Origin of the sequence: Pseudomonas sp. 7P_10.2_Bac1 (genome assembly GCF_025465935.1) — a bacterium.
GTDB lineage: Bacteria > Pseudomonadota > Gammaproteobacteria > Pseudomonadales > Pseudomonadaceae > Aquipseudomonas.
This window is the reverse complement of the sequence record NZ_JANLNV010000002.1, coordinates 1-22,265: the sequence shown is the minus strand read 5'-3', so window position 1 is coordinate 22,265 and position 22,265 is coordinate 1. Positions and strand designations below refer to the sequence as shown.

The window sequence follows — 22,265 nt, the reverse complement described above, 5'->3', positions numbered from 1 at the left end:
CTCTTTTTTCCAGGGCGCTCGCCATGACCTCACCCAATACCCCGCATGAAGCCGAGTCCCGGACCAGTGAACTGGTCTTTGGCCTCGAAGACCGCCCCAAGCCGTGGATCGGCTTTCTGGCCGCCCTTCAGCACCTGCTGGCCATCATTGTGCCGATCGTTACCCCGGGCCTGTTGATCTGTCAGGCGCTCGGGGTGTCGAGCCGTGACACCAACCTGATTGTTTCCATGTCGCTGGTGATTTCCGGGATCGCGACCTTTGTGCAATGCAAACGCTTCGGCCCTTTTGGCGCCGGGCTGTTGATTGTTCAGGGCACCAGTTTCAACTTTGTCGGGCCGCTGATCGCTGGCGGCGCGCTGATGGTCAAGCAAGGTACCCCGGTTGAAGGTGTCATGGCGGCGATTTTCGGCGTAGTGATTGCCGGGTCGTTCGTTGAAATGGGCATCTCGCGGGTCTTGCCGTTTGTAAAACGCATGATTACCCCGCTGGTCACCGGCATCGTGGTGCTGATGATTGGCCTGACCCTGATCAAAGTCGGCCTGATCAGCATGGGCGGTGGTTTCAGCGCCATGGCCAATGGCACCTTTGCCAATGGCGAAAACCTGATGCTGTCGGGCGTGGTGCTGGCGATTATCGTGATCCTCAACCGCATTGCGCTGGTGTGGATGCGCAGTTGCGCCATCGTCATAGCGCTGGCTGTCGGCTATGCCTTGGCGGGGTATCTGGGGCGTCTGGACTTCACCGGCATGCATCAGGCCCAAGTGTTCCAGGTGCCGATGCCGCTGCACTTTGGCCTGGGCTTTTCTTGGGCGCTGTTCATCCCGATGCTGGTGATTTACCTGGTGACCTCGCTCGAAGCCATTGGTGACGTGACCGCCACCAGCAAGGTGTCGCGCCAGCCGGTCGAAGGCCCGCTGTGGATGCAGCGCATCAAGGGCGGGGTGTTGGTCAATGGAGCCAACTCGCTGCTGGCCGGGGTATTCAATACCTTCCCAAGCTCGATCTTTGCGCAAAACAACGGTGTGATTCAGCTCACCGGTATTGCCAGCCGGCATATCGGTGTGTGGATCGCCGGTATGTTGATTCTGCTGGGGTTGTTTCCAAGCGTTGCCGGGGCGATCCAGGCTGTACCGGAGCCGGTACTGGGCGGCGCCGCCATGGTGATGTTCGGTGCAGTCGCTGCATCGGGGATCAATATTCTGGCCAGCATCCAGCTAGACCGTCGCGCGCTGTTGATTATTGCCGTGTCGCTGGCGCTGGGCCTGGGTGTGTCGCAAGTGCCCGAGTTCCTGGCACACATGCCAGCCGCCTTGCGCAACGTGCTGGAGTCCGGGGTGGCCACGGGCGGTATTTGCGCCCTGTTGCTGAACTGGTTCCTGCCAGAAACAGAAACCAAACAGAGCGTATAAACCAAAAACGAGAGGCAGGATTGCCAAGGTGCATCCTGCCTCTCGTTAAGAAACGTCCTACTTCTTCATGAGCATTTACCGCTCATACCCTTCCCCTATGAGATTGCTTGAATTACTCTTTTTTGCGACCCCTCTGGTTATCACGGGCTACATCTATGAGTACTTACGGATCTCGCTTAAAACAAGAACGTCTGCGCCTGAAACTGACGCAAGAGCTTTTTGCAGAAGCAGGCGGGGTTGGCCGCTACGCGCAAGGCTGTTACGAGCGTGACCTGAGCATGCCTCGCGCAGATTATTTAGCCTCCATCACTTTGATCGGTGTGGATGCGCTGTACATCATCACCGGACGCCGCACTGTACACCGGGCCCAGCCTTCCACGGGCCCGGTGAGCGAGGATCAGGCTGCCGAACACTAGCGTCGCCGCTCAGGCATGTACCCAGCGCAGATGCAGGCTACGCGCACATGCATCCAGGGCAAAGCCCAGCACGCCAATGAGCACCACCATGGCCATCAGTTCCGAGTAGGCCAGACGATCGCGCGTGTCGAGGATGAAGTAGCCCAGCCCGGCGCTCACACCCAGCATTTCGCAGGGCACCAGGACGATCCACAAGATGCCGATCGACAGCCGCACACCGGTCAATACATGCCCCAGTACCCCCGGCAGGATGACCCGGCGCAAGGTTTCCCAGCGCGTGGCGCTGAGGCTGCGAGTCAATTGCAGCCAGCGTGGGTCCAATTGGCGGACACCCGCGATGGTGTTGAGCAAAATCGGCCACACGGCGGCAAACGTCAGCAAAAAGTAGATCGGCTGATCACCTACACCCATCAGCATGACCACCACTGGCATCCACGACAGCGGCGAAATCATTCGTAAAAACTGAAATGCCGGCGTGGTGGCTGCCTCCAGGTTGCGCGAGCCGCCAATCAACAGCCCCAGCGGCACTCCGATCAGCAGCGCCAGCAACAGGCTGATGAGGATCCGTTTCAAGCTCACCCAGACGTTGTCGTAGAGTTGCGCGCTGCCCAGCAAGTCGATCAGGCTGGCAAAGGTGGCCTGCGGCGAGAATCGCGCCGAAAGCCCCTGCGCGCTGCCAAACACCTCGATCCCCAACCACCACAGCAGCAATAAACTGAACAACCCCGCCACGCCGAGCAGCCACTGACGTGCGAGCGAAGGTGCTAGGGTTTTCAAAAGCCGAACTCCTCGGTGCGCTCAAAACTCTCAGGCAGACCGAAAGCTTTCAGACCGCCGACGCTGGCAATGCTGTTCTTGACGAAGCGATCATCCACCAGATCCTGAGCCACCTGTTTGGGGTCGAGATCTGCCAAAAAGCCGTTGTCGCCCTGGATCAGCGTGTGCTTGAGGCGTGTGACCAACTCTTCGGTGTAGCTCGGGAAGGGATAAGGCTGGAAGTCGATACGCTGTTCGTCCCAATTGGCGTGCTGAATCGCGCCGTCGCTTTCATAGCCCGTACGCTCCGTAGCCACAGGCGACAACACACGCTGCAACACCTGTGAACTGTGCGGGGTGTAGCGATTGTCACCGTCCTTGGCCAACAATTTGGCGGCCTGCTCACGGTTGTCGCGGGTCCAGACCTGCGCCTTGACAATGGCATTGACGACTTTCTGCGACCACTCAGGGCGATTGTTCAAATCATGCTCATGCATGAACACCACGCAGCAAGCATGGTTACGCCACATGTCCCCGGTGAAGCGCTGTACCCGCCCAACCTTGAGGTCTTCGGCCAGGGCATTGAACGGTTCGGCAACGATGTAACCGGCGATGCGCTGGGTGGCCAGCGCTGGCGGCATGTCCGAAGGCGGCATCACTACCAGGTTGACCTCGTTGGCAGCCAGTGTGCTGTTGACCGGCCGCGTCACTGGCTGCAAGCCGTTTTCGCGAAACAACTGCTGCACCACGACGTTATGGATTGAATACCAGAACGGAATCGCTACCGATTGCCCGCCCAGTTGCTTAACCTCGGTAATCTGCGGGGCCACGGTCAACCCTGATCCGCCGACGTGGTTCCAGGCCACGACTTTAGCGGGCACCTTGCTGCCATAGCGGGCCCACACCGTCATCGGCGACAACAAGTGGATCACGTTGACCTGGCCCGAAATAAACGCCTCGATCACCTGCGCCCAACTGCGCAATAACACAGGGCGCTCGGCCTTGATGCCTTCGGCCTCGAACAGGCCATTGTTGTGGGCAACCAGCAATGGCGTGGCATCAGTGATGGGCAGATAACCAATACGTACCGGCGCATCCGGCTCGGCGGCGGCCCGCGCCTGCAGGCTGGTGAGCATGGGCAAGGCACCTGCTGCGGTGAGCATGGCGCTGAGTTTTAAAATGTCACGTCGAGTGTGGGTGAAGTCGTCCAGGCACATGTTCAAGCTCCAGCGAGTTGGGCAAAGGGTCAGTAACGGCGTCGGGTTTGCGGCTTGCCCGCCGAAGGGTTTTGAGAATCTCGATGCGCAAGGCGCCCAGTTCATCGATCCGTTCCTCACGCGGCTGCGCCAGATCGATACGCCACTCACCCACCGTATGCGCCGGGCTGTGTCCCAGTAGCAAAATGCGGTCGCTGAGCAGCAGGGCCTCGTCAATGTCATGGGTGATCAGTAACGCGGCAGTGTCATGCCGCTCGATCACCTTGAGTAAGAGCTGTTGCATGTCGGCACGGGTCACTTCATCAAGTGCGCCAAACGGCTCATCAAGCAGCAACACATGAGGCTGGCGAGCCAGACAACGCGCTAACGCCACCCGCTGCGCCATGCCACCCGACAACTGCGCCGGGTATTGACCCCGTGCGTGCTGCAGGCCCACTTCTGCAATGGCTTGATCGACCCGCCCCTTGCGCTCGGCGCTGGGCACTTTTGGCTGGCTGGCGAAATCCAGGCCGAATGCAACGTTGTTTTCCAGGCTCAGCCAGGGCAGCAAACTGGGGTCTTGAAAGGCCACGGCTACCCGAGGGTGCGGTGCGGTGAGCGGCTGGCCCAATACGCTGACACTCCCGGCATGAGCTGTCTGCAAGCCAGCCAGCACCCGCAGCAGGCTGGACTTGCCCACACCGCTGGGGCCCAGCACCGACACCACTTCACCGGGCATCAGTTGCAGATCAAAGCCTTCAAGCACAGGCTGCCAGCCCGCGTCACGGGCATAGCCCAGGGTGATCTGGCGCGCCTCAAGTACGACCGTGCTCATTGTGCGCTGGCCTGGCTTTGGCGCTGCAACTCGGCCCGCAATTGCACCAGGCTCGGGGTCACAATCGGCACAAAGGCCGACTCCCGCCAGCGGCGCGCAAAGGCGCTGCCGTAGGCACTCAGGTAAGCCTTGCCGCCACTGGCTTGCAGCTCGAATTGCACCGCATGGGCGGTGGCTTCGGCCAGGGCGATGCGGATTTTGAACAGCGCTGCCGGTTGCGCCAGAAAACGCCCGTCCAGCAGACCGGTCTTGAGTGCTGTGACCTGGCCCTCAAGTGCTGCCCGCTGCTCATGCAACAACTCGATCAGACCAGAACGCGGACCTTGCAAATGCGCCTCGGCTTCTGCCAGTGAACGCCGCGCCAGACCAATCGCCATTGCACATTGCAAGCCGAGGAAGGCCGGGCGCACCGCGGGCAGGAAGACTTTGGCATTGTCATGCAACAACCACTCTTCGCCGACCTGCACCCCTTGCAGGTCAATGGCCGCAGTGTTGCTCGACTGCAAGCCCATCAACTGCAGATCCTCGGAGCGCTGCAAGCCCGGCAGCGCATCAGGAATCGCTAGCACAAACGGCGTACCGCCCTCCTCCCGATCAATCGCTGCCGCGACCACAAACCCGCTTTTGCGCAGATTAGTCACCCAGTGCAAACGCCCGTCCAGACGCCAGCCATTGGCCTCGGCCCGCGCCCGCACTTGCAGGGCTTCGACGCCCGAGAGGAACTTCATGGCATTGGACAGGCCAGTGGCACCTGCCAATTGGCCGCTCAACAAGTCCGGCAGCAAGCGTTCCCCGAGGGCCTTGTTCGGGCTTTGCAGGACGTATTCGATAAACGCCCGCTGGCCCCAGAACACAAAGGCCGAGGCCAACGAGTGGCTGGCGACACTGGCCACGGCTTCCAGCGCCTCGACGACGGTATCGCCACTGCCGCCCAACGCCGGGTCAACCCCGACCCGCAATACATTGGCTGCTGCCAGATGTGACAGAACGGCCTGCGGGTCGCAGTGGCCAAGGTCGAGCGCCTCGGCTTCGGTCTCCAGCCAATGACTGAGTTCGGGGTCGAGCATGGGTATCTCCTTAAAATCGTGGCCCGCTGATTACTCAGGTTTGTTCCAGCTGTAACGCGCCAGCTCAGGGTTCAACGGGGTACGGGCGAAGACGTTGGCAAAGTTGCACAAGGTCGCCAGGCTCACGCCCAGAATCACTTCCAGCGCCTGGCCTTCAGTAAAACCGGCGGCCTTGAAGGTGGCGTAAGTGTCATCGCTGACATCACCCCGGGTGGCAATCACTTCACGGGTGAACGCTGCCAAGGCTTCCAGTCGCTCAATCGGTAACTCGGTTTGCCCGCGCAACGCGGTGACCACTTCATCCGGCAGTTTTGCCTTGTTTTGCGCGACAGCGGTATGACCTGCAACACAAAAATCGCAACCATGACGCGTCGCGGCGATCAGTTGCACCACTTCTCTTTCGGGTAAGGTCAGCTCGGACTTGCCATTGAGCGCAGAAACCGTGACATAGGTTTCCAATGCTGCTGGCGCATTGGCTAGAATCCCCAGCAAGTTAGGGATAAATCCTGAGTTCTTTAGCGCGTTTTCCAAGAATGGCTTGGCGGCTTGCGGTGCGGTGTCCAGGTTATGAAGGGTGACGCGAGACATGTGGTGACTCCTGCGTAGGGTGTCTGAACAGTCTGTTGGTTATAAAAAAAACGTTCCATATTCTAAAGTAGTGATTACTTGCTCCTGAGTGTTTCCATTAGATGATTTCGTCCACCCCACTGATCGATTGGTTATTAGAAAGCCTTGAGCTGGATGCCAGTCTGTTCCACGTCGGCCGCTATTGCGGCGGCTGGCATAGCAGCACCGAGGGGTTGGCCCGTGCCAGTTTCCACATGGTCGTGCAGGGCCAATGCTGGCTGCATGTCGAGGGGCAAACCACGGGCGTGCAGCTCAACGCGGGGGATGCGCTGTTTCTGCTGCAAGACTTGAAATACCGGCTGTCCAGCGCCCAGGACCCAAGTTTGGCCGCACAACTACCGCGCCAGAGCATGCAGCCACTCGACAGCCAGGCGGAAGATGGCGTCGGCCTTGTATGCGGCTTCTTTCACTTTCAGCCGGGGCTCTCAGCGCTGATTATCGAAGCCCTGCCCGCGTGGATTCTTTTGCGCGCGGACGACCCGTCGTCCCACGCAGCAAGGACACTTTTCCAGCTGATTCTTGAAGAATGCCAGCGCATCCCCGGGCCTTCTTCGTCATTGCTTGAGCGCCTGAGCCACCTACTATTTCTTTACGTCTTACGCCAGCAAGTGGGTGACAACCCGAACCTCGGCGGCTTGGTCGCACTGGCCCGTCAGCCAGCGTTCTGCGGATTACTGGAACAACTGATCGAACACCCCGAACAACCATGGACGCTGGAAAGCATGGCGGCCTGCACAGGCCTGTCACGCTCGGCGTTTTTCAAACGCTTCAGTGAACTGGCCGGTCAGTCGCCGGGCCATGTGCTACAGGCGTTGCGCATGCGCCATGCCTGCCAGTTGCTGCAAACCGGGCACACTGTCGAGCAAGTCTGCGGGGCCGTGGGTTATCAGTCGATTGCCGCTTTTACCCGAGCGTTCACCAAGGCCATTGGCGTGCAACCGGGCGCGTATCGCAAGCAACATGAGCGCCGCTAATCACTTCAGCACTTACACCCTTATTAAACGTGGAGATGTGTGTGACAGAACCTGGACCTCAGCATCAAAAAGCCCTGGATCGATTTCTGCGCGAGCACCCGGAGCTTGGGGTAGAACTTGAAAAGCTCAACCCATTGGCAGCCCGTGCAGTGGGTCAATCCATGCAGGAGTATCGACAAAAGCGCTTGAATGAAGCCTTTGAAGCCGAAGCTGAGCGATTGGGCTTCTTTGCCTGGGAGTTGACCTTGCAACTGACTGCTGAAACGCCAGAAGACTTCAAGGCGCAGCGCCTGGAAGTGCACCGAGAGGTTGCACAGATGGCAGGCCTGGATTGGCCGGAATATTGCGACCTGTATGGGCTAGAGGTTGAAGCGCCTTAAAGAACCTGCGCTGTGGCACAGTCGCTGTCGAGGTCCGAGCAGTGATTGGCGTCGAACCTCGTCAGTGGCTACAGCCCTGCCCATCTGCAGGCCCTGTGCTATACCCATTAGGGAGAAATGTTCGAATGCGGCACACCGCCGCCCCTGACAGAGGTTCGCATGTTCAAAGGATTCGCTGGTTCTGCCAAAGACAAAAGCACGCACAGCGTTAACGATCTGCCGTCCAACAATATTGAACTGTTCGACAGCTACACCGGTTTGATCCTGGGCCGCCTGTACCGTAACTTCCCGCTGCCCATCACTCTGACCGCCGAACACTTCATCAACTACAACACACTCGACGACAGCAACCGCCAGCTACTTAGCCAGGAAGAAAACCTGTTCCTGGCCACGGTCAAATGGCTGGCAGACGTAGGCTACATCCACTTCGACGGCATGTCGGGCGTTTCATTTTTTGAAGTCGTCCTTACCAGCAACGGGCTACTGATCCTGCGAGCCTTTGCCGAAGGCCACGAGGACGCCACTACTCTCGGAGAAAAACTCTCGCAGATCGTCCAAGGCGAAAATGCGCAGGCATTGAGAACGCTAGTAACCCAGGCATTGAACCTGGGGAGCCAGATACTCAGCCCGATGACCCGCTCGGGGATTTGAGCCACGGGCACTGATCGGCGTGCCACTGGAGGGTTTCAAGGCAGGGCTTGGCGCTAGCCAAAGTCGGCGTCTTCAGTGGTTGTCCTTCGTATTGGGCGTACTCTGACTTGCTGAGTGCCGCAGATAATCGAACACGCAACGTTTCAGGTTCGATGGCAATCAAATACAAATCGAACAATGTATGAAGATCGGCACGGAGCAATAAGCCGTTTGAAACCACATGTGTGTGCTGCCCTTTGTAGGGATGGATATGCGCCGCCTCTAAGACTTCAGGCTGGTTACAACCAGTAATGGCGCATTGTGTGCCGTAGGCATCCAACAATTTCTTGCGAAAACCTGACTGTCCGCGTCGTAGCACAATGTTTGCGACCATTCGTTTACGAGCATCTTCCACGTCGGAGGGATTAAATGCACAGTGTTGGTCAGCTTCGATCTCAGCGATAACAAGCTCACGAACAATCGCATCTTCCGCAGGCTGTCGATCAAGATTAAGCATCTCAATGAGCTGGGGTTTGATGGCCGAACCTATGTTCTTTTGCGGTTTTAGCCCTACAACCCATTCGAGCCCGCTCTCCTCATAGATCGCAGAAATATTTTGCATTCTGCGTTCAAAGGCTCCTGATTTGCGGCCAAAGCGTTCAGATAATTCGCGATAGATTGATTTCTTAACAAACTTCTTTCCTGACTGTTGCATGCTCAACATTTCGCGATATGCCTGCACAGATGCTTCAAGTTCTTCCTTACTCCAACCGTCTGACATGGCCTTTCCCTATGATCTGCACCTATGCACGAAATGCAGGGAAATGTACCTCATCAAGTAGGAAAAAAAACATTGTCAATGACAGTACGTCTTCATAAAGCTGTCGGACACTCCAGAAGCCAAGCCGAAAAATCCACCCCCTATCTTACGAATACGCCTCAACCACCCACTTCACTTTTGCCAGCCCCTCGCGCAGGGATGCCATGTCTACCGAGGCTAACGCCAGCCGAATCGCACGCGGCACATGGATCGATGTTGCGAAAGGCTGCGCTGACGAGACCGAGACGTGCTCGCGCATCAGGGCCGTCACCACTTGTTCGGCCCGTGCTTCTTCTGACAAAGGCAACCAAACGAAGTAGGAATAGGGATGGCGTATTGTCCGCAACCCTGCCAATAGTTCGTCGGCAATAGCCTGTCGGGCATGGGCGTCTTTGCGCTTTTGGATTTCCAGGCGGCTGACGGTACCGTCGTCCAGCCAGGCACTGGTGAGGGATGTCATGACTCCGGGGGTGTTCCAGGCGGTCACCCGGATTACTCGCTCCAAGGTTGTGATCAGGGGCAGCGGCGCAGTGATGAATCCGACCCGCAGGCCCGCAGCAACGCTTTTGGAAAAACCTGAGACGTAAAGCGTGCGTTCTGGCGCTAGCTCAGCTATCGGAGACGGTGGGCTTTCTACCAGAAAGGCGTAGGCAGCATCTTCAATGATCTGTAGGTCATGCTTGCGTGCAATGGCCACTAATTGCTGTCGCTGCTCGAGGCTCATCACCCAACCCAACGGGTTATGCAGTGTCGGCATGCTGTAAACAGCACGCACCGAGCGCTGTCGACAGAGTTTTTCGAGAGCATCCAGATCAGGGCCGAAATCACTTACTGGCACCGACAACACTTCAAGGTGCAATGTTTGCGCGAGCGCTTTAAACCCCGGGTAACTCAACGCATCGACGGCCACCACATCGCCGGGTTTTAACAAGGCCATCAGTGCGACCGTCAACCCATGTTGTGCACCATTGACGATCAACACTTGTTCGGCCGCGACACTCAGGCCCCGCGTCAGTAAGTGCCGCGCCACCGACGCGCGTTCGTGCAAACGCCCGCCATGTGGCTGATACCGCAACAACGATTCCAAATCACCCGACAGCGCAAGTTGACGCAGTGCGGTGCGCAGCAGCTCAGCTTGCCCGGGAACAGACGGATAGTTGTAGTTAAGGTCCAGCATGCCCGCCGTCACTTGCGGCTGATCAATGCCGTGACCTGGCGGCAGCGAAGTCTCCCTGACGAACGTCCCGCGCCCGGTCTCTCCGCTGACCAGCCCCATGGCCTCGAGTTCTGCATACACCCGACTCGCCGTGACCAGCGCCAACCCTTGTGTCGCAGCCAACTGCCGGTGCGTAGGCAGCCGTGTGCCCGGAGACAATCGGCCGGAGCGAATATCAGCGGCAAACGAGTCAACCAGCGACTTGTATCGGGAACGGGGCATCGGAATATGTATCCATGACAATATTTTGATTGTCATCAATCTTCAGCCATAGCATGCGATTAAAGCAATCCTGCCCTTAGCCTTGAGCGTGAGACCCGATGGAACGCACCTCTAATTTGCACACTCCAGCAACCGAGAAAAATCTTTCCGGCTGGATCAACGGTTTTATCGGCGTGGTCATTTTCAGCGCCTCGTTACCCGCGACCCGCGTGGCCGTGCAAGAGTTTAATCCGGTTTTTCTAACCTTTGCCCGAGCCTCCATTGCCGGAGTGCTGGCGCTGTGCATCCTGTTGGCACTCAAGGCCAGACGTCCAGATAGAAGCCAGCTTTTTTCGTTGGTAATCGTGGCCAGTGGCGTAGTACTCGGGTTTCCGTTGCTGACTGCGTTGGCCTTGCAGCATGTCACCTCGGCGCACTCTATTGTTTTCCTCGGCCTGCTGCCGCTCTCGACCGCCGCATTTGCCGTGCTGCGCGGGGGTGAACGGCCGCGCCCGGCGTTCTGGTTGTTCTCGGTTCTGGGCAGTGCACTGGTGATTGGGTTTGCCATCTCGCAAGGGCTGAACGCCTCTGCACAGGGCGACATACTGATGCTTTTGGCAGTCCTGGTCTGCGGCCTGGGCTACGCCGAAGGCGCAAAACTGTCCAGAACCCTGGGCGGCTGGCAGGTTATTTCATGGGCGCTGGTGCTCTCGTTGCCAATCATGGCAACACTGGCCTGCATCATGGCCCCCGTCTCTTTCACTGGCATCAGCCCGCCAGCGTGGTTCAGCCTAGGTTACATCTCGCTGTTCAGCATGTTGATTGGCTTTTTCTTCTGGTACCGCGGGCTGGCCCAAGGCGGGATTGCTGCCGTCGGGCAGTTGCAACTGTTACAACCGTTCTTTGGACTGGCCCTGGCCGCTATCTTCCTGCATGAAGCGGTAACCCTCGGCATGTTTGGCGTCACCGGGGCGGTGATTATGTGTGTTATTGCAGCCAAGAAATTTGCCACAGGCAATAAGGCCCAGTAGTTCAATAACACCACCAATAGCAGGTTCCAACTCAGAGAGCCTGCTATAAGCCCTCAAGTACGAACACCAACTTCCAGTAAGTTTTTTAAGCTTCTGTTAAGACAATCAACACTTCTTTACAGTTGTGAAAAACAAGTGAAAATCCGCGCAAAAACCGCTTCAATAATTCCAAAATGACAGATTTTTCATGAAACAACGCGATATATCGCACCTATACTGAAAAGGGACTACATATGCTTTGCATATATGGGAATAAATGTTCTACAGCTACTGCTCCAGAGGGTTCAAAGCCATGGGCGTTGCCAACACCTATTTTTCCACTTCTTCCACGGCACCGCTTGCACTGTCGGGTTGCAAGGATATTGCTGAGGGTGCTGTCTTTATCATTGCCTCAGGCGCATCAGCCAAAGACTTCCCTCTGAATGAGTTCAAACACGTGCCGATGATTGTGGTAAACGGTGCGATTTCGATGTTCCTGAATACTTCAATCAGCCCTTTTTTCTATGTCTGTACTGACTCTGGCTTTTTCACACAGCAATCCAGTTTATTCCATGCAGGGCTGGCACTTAGCCAGCGTGTAGTGCTACGAGAAGATTACGTACTGCATGACATTCCCATGCCATCAGGCGAATTCTACGCCTTGAAAAAAGCCGCTAAATCCACCTGGCGGGATTTGTTCTCAACCGAGCCTGGTAATTTAATCCGCCGCTCAAAATTCCATACGGGCAGAAACAGCAGCATCGGCTTCAGTAAAGATTTGAGCGAAGGTTATTTCGATGCCAGAACAGTGGCCTATCTTGCTTTGCAAGTTGCCTATCACGCGGGCTTCAACAAAGTATTTATGGTCGGGGTGGATTTATGCCCCGATACAGGGCGTTTTTATGAGACGGCTCAATCACACAAGTCACCCTGCGTGTTGGATGAGCATATGGAATCTCGCATTCTGCCCTCCTTTGAACTGATGGCAGAAAAGGTAATAGACACTGACTTTAGCGTTTACAACTTGTCCAGTACCTCTAAACTTCCCAGCAGCTTGATCCCTTATAAGTCAATTGAAGAAGTCAGGCAGTTGGTCCCCCGCAAAGTGCTAACAATCTGATGGCTTATCGCATTATCGTGCTGTTGGCACGGCTGCAAATGCTGGGCTCATCAGCCTCTAAACTATGGTTGTGCTGGGGTTTCCGGCAGCCATTACCAGCTCATCCCGGTACTCTGTCAGCGCTCGGGTATAGGGTGCCAGGCCGTTGCCATCCCCCGTTTTTAAAGCAGCTTCCAGCATAGTAGCGAGCGCCAATTCGGTCTCACCGAGGGTGTGTAAAGCGAGCGCAGTGAACGCAGCAAGCGCCGGATTGTTTGGTTGTTCACCCCTGGCGAGCTGCAACCACTCGAGCGACTCATGCGCGCACCCGACATTCCTGAGGGTGCTGCTAAAACCGATCAAAAACTGAAATCGGTGTTCTTCAGGCACACCGAGCGCCCAGCCCTTGCGATAGTAAACCAAGGCTTGTTCTTCATTACCTACACGGTCGCACGCATAAGCCGCTGCCATTTGAACGGCCACTTCATTGGGATGTTGCTGCGCAAGCGGAACGGCGTGTTCATAAGCGCCGTGAAAGTCAGCGGACTGCGTCATCGCTGAAATGATGGCAAGGGTATCTTCCATACAAGTCTGCTCCTTCAGATGGGCTGAACTTAATAACATAAACACGCCCAGTAACTCATCTGCGCAGGCTTTATAAAGGGCAGCGGCGGCATTCTTGACAGATGTAGATCGCTTACCTATGGTCATTCGAACCGCTAATAACCTTATAAAAAACAGACTTATAACCGTGAGTCAGTTTGTTGGGTTGCGCCCGGAATCAGGCTCAACGCTGTCGTAGAGCGTGTTTTCTGGTGTTCAAGGAGTGAACATGTCCAAGCAAGGAAAGGTCGAGGGTATTCGTGATTACACAGCGCCTGCCGGAGGATGGGGCGCGTTGAAGGCCACTGCGAATGCCATTCGAGAACAAATGGAGAATGTGCAGGCCGTTACCACGCTCCTGAGAACCAACCAACCCGATGGGTTCGATTGCCCTGGTTGCGCCTGGCCTGACAAAAAGCACAGTTCAACCTTCGAGTTTTGTGAAAACGGCGCCAAGGCCGTGACCTGGGAGGCGACCAGCAAACGCGTGACACCGGAGTTTTTTGCCGAACACACGGTGAGCGCCCTCCTCAATCGCAGCGATCACGAGTTGGAAAATTACGGGCGCCTTACCTGCCCACTGGTGTATGACCGCGCCTCTGACACGTTTAAGCCCGTGGCCTGGGACGCTGCGTTTAAACGTATTGGCGAGGTCCTGCGCAGCCTCGACCCTACTCAAGTTGAGTTCTATACATCGGGGCGAGCCTCTAACGAAGCGGCTTATCTGTTCCAGTTATTTGCCCGCGGTTTGGGCTCGAACAATTTCCCCGATTGCTCAAACCTGTGCCATGAGCCCACCAGCGTGGGGCTGCCCCAGTCCATCGGCATTGGTAAGGGTACGGTGTCTCTTGATGATTTTGATTTGTGCGAGCTGGTCATCTCTATCGGCCATAACCCGGGCACGAACCACCCGCGAATGATGGGTACTCTGCATGAGGTGTCACGCCGCAAAGTGCCGATCGTAGTGTTTAATCCCATTCGAGAGCGCGCCCTGGAGACCTTTGCCGACCCGCAGAACATGGTTGAAATGGCGACCTATGGCTCTACACCCATTGCCTCCACCTATTTGAATGTCAAAGCAGGCGGTGACGTGGCAGCGGTGAAAGGTGTGATGAAAGCCGTACTCGAACTTGAAGAGCGTGTCGGTGAAGTCCTGGATCACGCGTTTATCGCGACTCACACCCAAGGCTTCGAAGCATTGAAAGCGGACTTGATCACGACCGAGTGGTCCTTGATCGAGCGCCACAGCGGGCTAACCCGCGATGCGCTGGAACAGGTTGCGGCAGCCTATGCAAAATCCAATGCCACCATCATTACGTACGGTATGGGCATTACCCAACACAATGCGGGCACTGAAAACGTGCGCTCGCTGTGCAATCTGCTGATGCTGCGCGGCAATCTGGGCAAACCGGGTGCCGGCATCTGCCCATTACGCGGGCACTCCAATGTGCAGGGCAACCGCACGGTGGGCATTACTGAGAAACCCTCGGCGAGCTTTCTGCAAAAAATTGAACAGACCTTGGGCTTTAAGCCCCCTGCAGCCCCGGGCCACAACGCTGTACAAACCATGCAAGCCATGGTTGCCGGAACCTCAAAGGCGCTGATCTGCCTGGGCGGGAACTTTGCTGTGGCGTTGCCCGACCCCGAGCAATGCTTCCCAGCCATGAAACAGCTGGACCTGAGTGTGCACATCGGGACCAAGTTGAATCGCTCACATTTGCTGGTGGCGAAAGAGACCTACATTTTCCCCTGCCTGGGGCGTACAGAACTGGACCTGCAAAAGGGTATCGCGCAAGCGATTACCGTCGAAGACTCGATGTCCATGGTCCACGCCTCTGCCGGTCGCTTACCGCCCGCCTCCGAGCACCTGCGTTCAGAACCGGCGATTGTGGCCGGTATGGCAAGCGCCACACTGCCTCATTTATCGATCGCATGGCCGGAGCTTGTGGCCAATTACGATCTGATCCGTGACCTGATCGAAAAAACCATCCCCGGGTTTGAAAACTACAACCAGCGAATCCGTGTGCCCGGTGGTTTCAGATTGCCCTTGCCTGCCACCGAACGTATTTGGAACACCCCCTCCGGAAAAGCCGAGTTTTATGTTTACCCAGGTGTGGACGAAGACTGGGTGGTTCAAGGCGAGGATGTGCTGCGGCTCATGACCTTACGCAGTCATGATCAGTACAACACCACTATTTACTCCATGGATGACCGTTACCGAGGTGTCTTCGGCCGCCGCGATGTGCTGTTCATCAGCGCGCAAGACTTGCAGGCTCGCGGCTTGGCCCACGGCGATCTGGTGGATATCGAGACGGTCACCTCGGGCCGCCAGATGCGTTACGAGAAGCTGACGGCCATTGAGCACAGCATTGCGCCCGGTTCTGTGGCTGCCTACTACCCCGAAGCCAATTGTTTGATTGCCTTGGACAACATTGACCCGCAAAGCGGAATTCCGGCTTACAAATCAGTACCGGTGCGGGTCAAACGCTCAAGCTTGAACTGAACCCCATGCACCCATCAATAAACCCCAGGCATTCTCCTGGCGGCCCCGAACTGGAGGTCATGTGAACGCATGCCTTGACTAAAGCCATCTCAAAAAAGCGCTGATCCGGTTGTAACACTCAAGGAGATTACTGTGTGAAAGGAATCAACATCTGCGCTGTGATTGGCGTGGGGCTTTTGCTCCCCACACTGGCGCAAGCCGCTTCACCGGCAGACCCGGCGTTAACCAACGCGGGCTTCATCGACGCAGCCGGCCCCATCGCTGTGGCGCAATTGGAACACTTCAAGACGATCATCTCGCTGATGCTCATCGTGGTCGTGCCCATCTTTATTCTCGTCCCTTGGGTGCTATGGCGTTATCGACGTGGCGGCCGAGGCGCGTATCGGCCCGACTGGGACTTCAACTGGGGCAACGAAGCTGTGCTGTGGGGCATACCGATCATTCTGATCATTATCCTCAGCTCGGCATTGTGGGCGCACACGCACAAATATGACCCTTACCGCCCTCTGGGCAGCGATCCCCTGGAGATTGAAGTGGTTTCGCTGGACTGGAAGTTCCTGTTCATCTACCCGCAGCAAGGCATCGCCACCCTCGATTATCTGGCCTTGGAACAAGACCGCCCCGTACGTTTAAAGCTCACCAGCGGCACGGTCATGCAGTCCTTCATGATCCCGCAACTGGCCGGACAGATTTACACCATGGCGGGCATGACCACACAACTGAACCTGATGGCTGATCGCCCGGGGGAGTATCTGGGTCGTAACACCCAGTACAACGGTGATGGTTTTGCCACTCAGTCTTTCCGTACCGTGGTGATGCCCGCTGCACAGTTCGATACGTGGGTCCAGGACACTCGGCAAAACCCGCAAACACTGGACTCGGCAACCTACCAGCAACTGCTTAAACCCAGCGTCGAGCATGTGCCTCGCTATTACGGCAACGTCGAGGCGGGCTTGTTCGAACGTGTTCTCGCCAGTTTTACCGCAGGTCATGGCCACGGCAAAGCACCTGCCGCCCAGGTATCACAAGGGCATGAGCAGCACCCTCCACACACCAGCACAAAAGGGGCAGCACAGTGAGTTGGGAAACTATTTTCGGTCAACTTAGCTGGGACTCACTGGTCTTTGCCGGCGCCATCAAACACCCCTCAACCAGCGAATTCGTTGCATCCGGGGCGGGCAGTATTGTGATCCTCGGCGCAATCGCAGTGGTGGTGTTACTCACCGCCATGCATTGGTGGAAACCGCTTTGGCGGGATTGGCTAACCAGTGTCGATCACAAACGAATCGGCATCATGTACATCGTTATCGCGCTAGTGATGTTCTTGCGCGCCCTGATCGAAGCAGGCGTGATGCGCTCGCAACAACTGGCGGCCTACGACGGCGCGGGCTATCTCTCAGCCGACCACTTTGGTCAGTTGTTCACAACCCACGGCACGATCATGATTTTTTTCGTGGCGATGCCTTTTATTACCGGGCTCATGAACTACGTGATGCCGCTGCAGATCGGCGCTCGGGATGTCAGCTTCCCCTTGCTCAATGCGATTTCGTTGATGCTGACGGCCGCAGGCGCTGGCCTGATCATGGTGTCGTTGGTGGTCGGAGAATTCTCGACCGGCGGCTGGAGCGGTTATCCGCCCTATACCGGCATTGAGTTCAGCCCCGGTGAAGGCGTCGACTACTGGATCTGGTCCGTCACACTGGCCTCAATCGGCTCTACCCTTACCGGCCTCAACTTTGCCGTGACCCTTTATAAGCAGCGCTGCCCTGGCATGTCGATGTTTCGCATGCCGCTGTTTTGCTGGACCACGCTGTGCACCTCAATCTTGATGATCTTTGCCATGGCGCCGCTGACCGTCGCCACCATCATGCTGGCTCTGGATCGCTACGTCGGTTTCCACTTCTTCACCAACGGTGATGGCGGAAACATGATGAACTTTGCCAACCTCTTCTGGTTGTTCGGGCATCCGGAGGTTTACATCCTGTTGTTGCCAGCGCTGGGGGTTTGGTCCGAGGTGGTTTCGACGTTTGTCGGCAAACGCATCTACGGCTACACCTCACTCGTATACGCCACGATGTGCATCGCAGTGCTGTCATTCGGCGTGTGGCTGCACCACTTTTTCACCATGGGGCAAAGCGCCAACGTCAACGCCATCTTCGGGATTGCCACGATGATCATTGGCATCCCGACCGGGGTTAAGGTGTACGACTGGATTCTGACCATGTACCGCGGACGAATCCGCATCACCACGCCGATGCTGTTCCACATCAACTTCCTGCTGACCTTTGTACTCGGCGGAATGACGGGCATCCTGCTGGCCAACCCCACCGTGGATTTCCAGGTTCACAACTCGCTGTTCCTGATCGCACACTTCCACAACATGATCATTCCAGGCGTGTTGTTTGGCATGTTCGCCGCGGTTCAGTACTGGTTTCCCAAAGCCTTTGGATTCCGCTTGCACGAAGGCTGGGGTAAAGCAGCATTCTGGTCACTGGCACCCGGCTTTTTGCTGGCGTTCTTCCCGCTCTACTGGCTGGGTATGAACGGCGCGCCACGGCGTACGGTGATGTGGTCAGATCCGTCGTTTTACCCCTGGTTTGCCCTGGCCATGCTGGGCGCCGTGTTACTGCTGGTTGGCACCGTCTTTTTGCTCATCCAGATCGGCGTGTCTATCCGCCAGCGCCGCCAGCTCACTGTGCTGCTGGGTGATCCGTGGGACGGCCGTTCGCTGGAGTGGTCGATCCCCTCGCCTCCACCCGCCTGGAACTTCGCCGTAGTGCCTCACGTCGACAGCCGTGATGCCTTTACCGAAGCCAAGAAATCCGGTCAGGCCTACCAGTCGCCTGCGGCATACAGCGACATCGAAGTACCGCGCAACTCCATGGCGGCGCCGCTGATTGGCATCTTCAGCTTCACCCTGGCATTTGGATTGGTGTGGCATATCTGGTGGTTGGTGGTGTTCTCATTCATCGCCGCCTGGGCCGTGGTCATCGCCCGCTCTTTTGTCTCACAGACAACCGAGATCATTCCGGCCAGTCGCGTCGAAGCTGAGCACGAAGCCTTTTTGGCCGCCGTACATGCCACCCCTGGGGTAACCCGCGACCTGGAGATGAGCCCGCAGAATCGGGGTAAGGCCGCGCCGGACAGAATCGGGCAGCCGGGTCAGAAACTACCTGATGACATCCTGGAGTCCGCCCTATGAATGCGCCGCACTCTTTGCATCCGGGCGTAAACCTGGATGTGACTGATCGCAAGAGCCACGCCAAAGCCTCTGAAGTGATCTTCGGGTTCTGGATTTTCCTGATGAGTGACCTGGTGCTGTTTGCCGCGCTCTTCGCCACCTATGCCGCCATGAGCACGCAAGGCATCGCCCATGGTCCAACACCCGCCGAAGTCTTTGACCTCGGTTCTGCGTTCATTGAAACGCTCTTGCTGCTGCTGTCCAGTTTTACCTTCGGCTTCGCCATCCTGGCAATGAAATACAGCACCAGCCGCGCACGGCTTCTGGCCTGGCTGGGCGTGACGGCCTTGTTGGGAGCGGCATTCGTAGCCTTCGAACTCCACGACTATTACGTGATGATCGAAAACAGCAATGCGTGGCCGCAAACCAGTGGCTTTCTGTCCGCCTACTACTTGCTGACCGGCACCCACGCGGTCCACGTATCGGCTGGCATTGTCTGGATGATCGTTCTGGCCGTGCAAGTCATGACGCTCGGCGTCAACACCCCGGTCAAACTGCGCCTTCTGCGCCTGGCGTTGTTCTGGCACATGCTCGACATCGTCTGGGTCGGCATCTTCACCTTCGTCTACCTGTTCGGAGTCGCCACATGAACCCTGAAACCTCATCGAACAGTAACGTGCCGGCTGAATCGAGGACCGAGTACCGCAGTTATTGCATCGGGCTTGTCCTGGCCCTGGTGCTGACCCTGATCGCCTTCGGCCTGGTTTGGCTCAAGGCCGTGACCGGCACTCAGGCCCTTGCGGTGCTGGGCTTCCTGGCCTTGGTACAAGTCGTGGTACATCTGCGTTTTTTCCTGCACATCGACCTGGGTAAATCACACCGGGATGACCTGATGCTCATTCTGTTTACCTCATTGATTCTGCTGCTGATCGTTGCCGGAACCCTTTGGATCTTGTGGGACCTGCACGCACGCATGATGTAAACGCGCTGGCTATAAAAAAGGGTGACCTTATAGGTCACCCTTTTTTATGCGTGGCTGAATGGGGATAAAAACGCGGAGACCAATCAGTAATGCATTTACGTTAGGGTCTTTTTCGAGCGAAGGTCCGGCGAGCCTATTTTCAACGCCGCAAATCCGAGCGTAGAGACAATTTGTACAGCGCCTAAAGCCTCAGATACTCAAAGAGATTGATCCCAGTTAGTCATCAAGAAGCTGAACACCGCAAAGGCAATAAAAATGATCAAGAACACATGTTTTTTTTGAACCCGGTTTTTCATACTGCTCCCCTTTCGGTCTATTTCTGCCTTTTATAACCGGCTGACGCGAGGCAGTCATCGTCAGCCGCAAACACTTAAAGTTGATCTCGCGGGATGCTAAAACGACGGTCACGCCTCACCGCCTCAATAGTCCAAATCCAGAAGGCCGTGCCCACAAACTCCGAAATCAAGGCTTGAGGGCCCGCCAGCCACAACCAACCTGAAAGCCCCAACAGCGGCACCACCAGGCCATGAGCAAGCACCGAGACGCCAACGCCGAAAACAACACCGTGCAGCATCCTCGCGCGCGGCAAGTATTCCACCGCCACACAGAAAATAATTGCCATCACGATAGAAAACGCGATGTGAACACCATTACCGCCCCAGTTGATGCTGTAGCCCATCCACTCATACGTCATGACGTCGACGTTAAAACCGAGCTTTTCCAGCAGTACCACAGGCGGCGGCGTGGTACTGAGCGTTCGCGGCGGAATCATGGTTTCAAACCCGGACTTCACCAGTGCAGAGATAACCCCGGCCACAATCCCCGCCCAAATAGCCAGTTCAATGTTTCGTTCTATCTTGGGTCTTACCGCCAACAGTTTTGACATTTGATAACTCCATATCCTTATCGAGTAACTCGCATCGCAGCCGTGATCTTTAATAGGCGCAAACCCGCGCAGAGAATCACTCTAGTCGATTTTTGCTTTCTTGCAGGTTGCTGGGCTGGCATAAACCCGCAGAAGAGCGAGATGACGCCCAAATAGAAATGAGTCAGAGTAAGGGCGTCTCTTGAAGCGGCTATACTTCAGGTTTCTTCCCGCCCAGTCTTTTTTATCGGAGCCTCAGGACATGTCAAACACCAATATCGATAAATTCAATGATTTGGCGGGCAAGATTTTTGCTGAGTTGTATGACCATTTCCCGATCCCCTATGACCTCGTTGCCAGAAAACTGGCGACACCCACCTTCACCTCCGAAGGCAACGACCTGTGCCTGCTGGACCTGCCAGAAAGCGATGCGGAATTTTTCAATGCAACGGTCCGCTGGCTCATAGGCTCCGGGTATCTGACTGGCGAACTGTTCCCCGACACCCAGGTTGCGGGCGCAATCCTGACCCTGAAAGGCCTCGAAACCCTAAAAGCGACTCCGCACTGCCTCACCCACGGGCTTTCGATTCGTCAGCGCCTGGCCGAAACCATGAAAGAAGGCAGCAAAGAAACCCTCAAAAGTGTACTGGCCGAAGAAATCGCCCTCGGCGCCAAGCTCATTACGCCGGTGGTTGAGATTCTGTAGATTCTGCGACGCTGCATTGAACGTTTGGCTAGGACTACGTCGCTCCCCCGCACAAAGTTAGGGGTGGGTAGTTTTAGGGAGTGCTGGGCGCCGAAACTTCCCGTTTATTTCGTCAGGTTTGAAGTTGACGGCCAATTTCCGCGATTCAGCACAAGCGCCAAAAAAGAGCCAACCCGAAACGAGCGAATAGCTGGCCTCGGGTCGCAAAGAGCTAGGCTGTTAAACCACCATCAATCGTCAAGCTGGCTCCGGTGATGAAGCTGGCTTCGGGGCCCGCCAGATAGGCGACAAAACTGGCAATTTCCTCTGCTTTGCCGTAGCGCCCTAAAACCATCAGGCCTTTCAGATACTCGGCATCCTCGCCATCGGTAGGGTTCATATCGGTATCCACCGGGCCGGGTTGCACGTTGTTTACCGTGATGGCCCGCGGGCCCAAATCGCGGGCCATGCCTTTGACTAAGCCGACCAGCGCTGACTTGCTCATGCCGTACACTGCGCCGCCAGCAACTGGAATGCGCTCGGCGTTGGTGCTGCCGATATTGATGATGCGCCCGCCGTCGTTCATATGCCTGGCAGCTTCTTGGCTGGCCACGAACACACTTCGCACGTTAATCGCCAGGGTGTGGTCAAACTGTTCCAGCGTGAGTTCTTCGATGCTGCCCCAAGCCAGCACACCGGCGTTATTGACCAAAATATCCAAGCTTGCAAAGTGCTCGACTGCCGTGCGAATTGCCTGCTGTACGGCTTGGGCATCAGAACTATCAGCTCTTATGGCAAGGGCTTGACCAC

Annotated in this window: 23 protein-coding genes; 13 read left to right on the top strand and 10 right to left on the bottom strand. The window is 56.5% G+C overall.

What is annotated here, in order from left to right:
• Nucleotides 1-23: 23 nt before the first annotated feature.
• Both NTD86_RS00350 and NTD86_RS00345 read left to right on the top strand, forming a co-directional pair.
• Nucleotides 24-1,409 carry a nucleobase:cation symporter-2 family protein gene (locus NTD86_RS00350; protein WP_262200141.1) on the top strand — a complete coding sequence of 462 codons (1,386 nt, stop codon included), beginning with the start codon at nt 24-26 and terminating at the stop codon, nt 1,407-1,409.
• Between the two features lie 155 nt (nt 1,410-1,564).
• Nucleotides 1,565-1,825, top strand: coding sequence for a helix-turn-helix domain-containing protein (locus tag NTD86_RS00345; protein ID WP_262200139.1), 261 nt, complete (start codon nt 1,565-1,567; stop codon nt 1,823-1,825).
• A gap of 9 nt (nt 1,826-1,834) precedes the next feature.
• On the opposite strand, the gene NTD86_RS00340 is transcribed toward NTD86_RS00345, so the two are convergent.
• From NTD86_RS00340 to NTD86_RS00320, 5 genes are read right to left on the bottom strand one after another with little or no spacing between them, the layout of a single operon-like run.
• Nucleotides 1,835-2,602 carry an ABC transporter permease gene (locus NTD86_RS00340; RefSeq protein WP_262200138.1) on the bottom strand — a complete coding sequence of 256 codons (768 nt, stop codon included), beginning with the start codon at nt 2,600-2,602 and terminating at the stop codon, nt 1,835-1,837.
• A complete protein-coding gene (locus NTD86_RS00335; RefSeq protein WP_262200137.1) occupies nt 2,599-3,798 on the bottom strand; it encodes an ABC transporter substrate-binding protein in 1,200 nt (399 codons plus the stop codon). Before NTD86_RS00335 ends, NTD86_RS00340 begins: the two co-directional genes overlap by 4 nt.
• Nucleotides 3,764-4,612 carry an ABC transporter ATP-binding protein gene (locus NTD86_RS00330; RefSeq protein ID WP_262200135.1) on the bottom strand — a complete coding sequence of 283 codons (849 nt, stop codon included), beginning with the start codon at nt 4,610-4,612 and terminating at the stop codon, nt 3,764-3,766. The genes NTD86_RS00335 and NTD86_RS00330 overlap by 35 nt, the downstream gene beginning before the upstream one ends.
• The gene (locus tag NTD86_RS00325; RefSeq protein ID WP_262200133.1) at nt 4,609-5,679 is read right to left on the bottom strand and encodes an acyl-CoA dehydrogenase family protein; all 1,071 of its coding nucleotides are present in this window, start codon (nt 5,677-5,679) and stop codon (nt 4,609-4,611) included. The genes NTD86_RS00330 and NTD86_RS00325 overlap by 4 nt, the downstream gene beginning before the upstream one ends.
• Before the next feature lie 30 nt (nt 5,680-5,709).
• Entirely contained in the window at nt 5,710-6,267 is a 558-nt protein-coding gene (locus NTD86_RS00320; protein ID WP_262200131.1) for a carboxymuconolactone decarboxylase family protein, read from the bottom strand.
• 101 nt (nt 6,268-6,368) lie between these two features.
• On the opposite strand from NTD86_RS00320, the gene NTD86_RS00315 reads away from it, so the two are divergent.
• The 3 genes from NTD86_RS00315 (at nt 6,369) to NTD86_RS00305 (ending at nt 8,311) form a co-directional block, all read left to right on the top strand.
• On the top strand, nt 6,369-7,280 hold the full coding sequence (locus NTD86_RS00315) for an AraC family transcriptional regulator (RefSeq protein WP_262200129.1): 912 nt from the start codon (nt 6,369-6,371) through the stop codon (nt 7,278-7,280).
• Nucleotides 7,281-7,321: 41 nt separating this feature from the next.
• On the top strand, nt 7,322-7,660 hold the full coding sequence (locus NTD86_RS00310) for a DUF6388 family protein (protein WP_410016929.1): 339 nt from the start codon (nt 7,322-7,324) through the stop codon (nt 7,658-7,660).
• A 159-nt stretch (nt 7,661-7,819) separates the two neighbouring features.
• A complete protein-coding gene (locus tag NTD86_RS00305; protein WP_262200125.1) occupies nt 7,820-8,311 on the top strand; it encodes a hypothetical protein in 492 nt (163 codons plus the stop codon).
• Here the strand turns inward: NTD86_RS00305 and NTD86_RS00300 are convergent.
• Nucleotides 8,283-9,071 carry an HNH endonuclease gene (locus tag NTD86_RS00300; RefSeq protein WP_262200123.1) on the bottom strand — a complete coding sequence of 263 codons (789 nt, stop codon included), beginning with the start codon at nt 9,069-9,071 and terminating at the stop codon, nt 8,283-8,285. The genes NTD86_RS00305 and NTD86_RS00300 overlap by 29 nt on opposite strands.
• Nucleotides 9,072-9,216: 145 nt before the next feature.
• Nucleotides 9,217-10,548, bottom strand: a complete 1,332-nt coding sequence (locus NTD86_RS00295) for a PLP-dependent aminotransferase family protein (RefSeq protein WP_262200121.1) — start codon at nt 10,546-10,548, stop codon at nt 9,217-9,219.
• Nucleotides 10,549-10,646: 98 nt separating this feature from the next.
• Here NTD86_RS00295 and NTD86_RS00290 point away from each other — a divergent pair, with 98 nt between their 5' ends.
• Together NTD86_RS00290 and NTD86_RS00285 are read left to right on the top strand one after the other, a co-directional pair.
• Entirely contained in the window at nt 10,647-11,558 is a 912-nt protein-coding gene (locus NTD86_RS00290; protein ID WP_262200119.1) for a DMT family transporter, read from the top strand.
• A gap of 292 nt (nt 11,559-11,850) precedes the next feature.
• Nucleotides 11,851-12,657 carry a lipopolysaccharide biosynthesis protein gene (locus NTD86_RS00285; RefSeq protein WP_262200117.1) on the top strand — a complete coding sequence of 269 codons (807 nt, stop codon included), beginning with the start codon at nt 11,851-11,853 and terminating at the stop codon, nt 12,655-12,657.
• Between the two features lie 57 nt (nt 12,658-12,714).
• Here NTD86_RS00285 and NTD86_RS00280 read toward each other — a convergent pair whose 3' ends face one another.
• A complete protein-coding gene (locus NTD86_RS00280) occupies nt 12,715-13,347 on the bottom strand; it encodes a tetratricopeptide repeat protein (protein WP_262200115.1) in 633 nt (210 codons plus the stop codon).
• Nucleotides 13,348-13,468: 121 nt separating this feature from the next.
• On the opposite strand from NTD86_RS00280, the gene NTD86_RS00275 reads away from it, so the two are divergent.
• The 5 genes from NTD86_RS00275 (at nt 13,469) to cyoD (ending at nt 19,905) form a co-directional block, all read left to right on the top strand.
• On the top strand, nt 13,469-15,742 hold the full coding sequence (locus NTD86_RS00275) for an FdhF/YdeP family oxidoreductase (protein WP_262200113.1): 2,274 nt from the start codon (nt 13,469-13,471) through the stop codon (nt 15,740-15,742).
• A gap of 134 nt (nt 15,743-15,876) precedes the next feature.
• Entirely contained in the window at nt 15,877-16,821 is a 945-nt protein-coding gene (locus tag NTD86_RS00270) for a COX aromatic rich motif-containing protein (RefSeq protein ID WP_262200112.1), read from the top strand.
• Between the two features lie 11 nt (nt 16,822-16,832).
• On the top strand, nt 16,833-18,944 hold the full coding sequence (locus NTD86_RS00265; RefSeq protein WP_410016930.1) for a cbb3-type cytochrome c oxidase subunit I: 2,112 nt from the start codon (nt 16,833-16,835) through the stop codon (nt 18,942-18,944).
• Entirely contained in the window at nt 18,941-19,573 is a 633-nt protein-coding gene (locus NTD86_RS00260) for a cytochrome c oxidase subunit 3 (protein WP_262200109.1), read from the top strand. The genes NTD86_RS00265 and NTD86_RS00260 overlap by 4 nt, the downstream gene beginning before the upstream one ends.
• On the top strand, nt 19,570-19,905 hold the full coding sequence (gene cyoD, locus NTD86_RS00255; protein WP_262200107.1) for a cytochrome o ubiquinol oxidase subunit IV: 336 nt from the start codon (nt 19,570-19,572) through the stop codon (nt 19,903-19,905). Before NTD86_RS00260 ends, cyoD begins: the two co-directional genes overlap by 4 nt.
• A gap of 370 nt (nt 19,906-20,275) precedes the next feature.
• On the opposite strand, the gene NTD86_RS00250 is transcribed toward cyoD, so the two are convergent.
• Nucleotides 20,276-20,791, bottom strand: a complete 516-nt coding sequence (locus NTD86_RS00250; protein ID WP_262200105.1) for a DUF1440 domain-containing protein — start codon at nt 20,789-20,791, stop codon at nt 20,276-20,278.
• Between the two features lie 241 nt (nt 20,792-21,032).
• Between NTD86_RS00250 and NTD86_RS00245 the strand changes: the two genes are divergently transcribed.
• A complete protein-coding gene (locus tag NTD86_RS00245; RefSeq protein WP_262200103.1) occupies nt 21,033-21,476 on the top strand; it encodes a hypothetical protein in 444 nt (147 codons plus the stop codon).
• 211 nt (nt 21,477-21,687) lie between these two features.
• Here NTD86_RS00245 and NTD86_RS00240 read toward each other — a convergent pair.
• On the bottom strand, nt 21,688-22,265 hold a 578-nt coding region (locus NTD86_RS00240; protein WP_262200101.1), incomplete at its 5' end, for an SDR family oxidoreductase.

What these genes read in the sequence shown, in the direction of transcription:
- NTD86_RS00350 (WP_262200141.1), top strand. Translation starts at nt 24, where the DNA reads ATGACCTCACCCAATACCCCGCATGAAGCCGAGTCCCGGACCAGTGAA.
- NTD86_RS00345 (WP_262200139.1), top strand. Translation starts at nt 1,565, where the DNA reads ATGAGTACTTACGGATCTCGCTTAAAACAAGAACGTCTGCGCCTGAAA.
- NTD86_RS00335 (WP_262200137.1), bottom strand. Translation starts at nt 3,798, where the DNA reads ATGTGCCTGGACGACTTCACCCACACTCGACGTGACATTTTAAAACTC.
- NTD86_RS00330 (WP_262200135.1), bottom strand. Translation starts at nt 4,612, where the DNA reads ATGAGCACGGTCGTACTTGAGGCGCGCCAGATCACCCTGGGCTATGCC.
- NTD86_RS00325 (WP_262200133.1), bottom strand. Translation starts at nt 5,679, where the DNA reads ATGCTCGACCCCGAACTCAGTCATTGGCTGGAGACCGAAGCCGAGGCG.
- NTD86_RS00320 (WP_262200131.1), bottom strand. Translation starts at nt 6,267, where the DNA reads ATGTCTCGCGTCACCCTTCATAACCTGGACACCGCACCGCAAGCCGCC.
- NTD86_RS00315 (WP_262200129.1), top strand. Translation starts at nt 6,369, where the DNA reads ATGATTTCGTCCACCCCACTGATCGATTGGTTATTAGAAAGCCTTGAG.
- NTD86_RS00305 (WP_262200125.1), top strand. Translation starts at nt 7,820, where the DNA reads ATGTTCAAAGGATTCGCTGGTTCTGCCAAAGACAAAAGCACGCACAGC.
- NTD86_RS00300 (WP_262200123.1), bottom strand. Translation starts at nt 9,071, where the DNA reads ATGTCAGACGGTTGGAGTAAGGAAGAACTTGAAGCATCTGTGCAGGCA.
- NTD86_RS00295 (WP_262200121.1), bottom strand. Translation starts at nt 10,548, where the DNA reads ATGCCCCGTTCCCGATACAAGTCGCTGGTTGACTCGTTTGCCGCTGAT.
- NTD86_RS00290 (WP_262200119.1), top strand. Translation starts at nt 10,647, where the DNA reads ATGGAACGCACCTCTAATTTGCACACTCCAGCAACCGAGAAAAATCTT.
- NTD86_RS00285 (WP_262200117.1), top strand. Translation starts at nt 11,851, where the DNA reads ATGGGCGTTGCCAACACCTATTTTTCCACTTCTTCCACGGCACCGCTT.
- NTD86_RS00280 (WP_262200115.1), bottom strand. Translation starts at nt 13,347, where the DNA reads ATGACCATAGGTAAGCGATCTACATCTGTCAAGAATGCCGCCGCTGCC.
- NTD86_RS00275 (WP_262200113.1), top strand. Translation starts at nt 13,469, where the DNA reads ATGTCCAAGCAAGGAAAGGTCGAGGGTATTCGTGATTACACAGCGCCT.
- NTD86_RS00260 (WP_262200109.1), top strand. Translation starts at nt 18,941, where the DNA reads ATGAATGCGCCGCACTCTTTGCATCCGGGCGTAAACCTGGATGTGACT.
- cyoD (WP_262200107.1), top strand. Translation starts at nt 19,570, where the DNA reads ATGAACCCTGAAACCTCATCGAACAGTAACGTGCCGGCTGAATCGAGG.
- NTD86_RS00250 (WP_262200105.1), bottom strand. Translation starts at nt 20,791, where the DNA reads ATGTCAAAACTGTTGGCGGTAAGACCCAAGATAGAACGAAACATTGAA.
- NTD86_RS00245 (WP_262200103.1), top strand. Translation starts at nt 21,033, where the DNA reads ATGTCAAACACCAATATCGATAAATTCAATGATTTGGCGGGCAAGATT.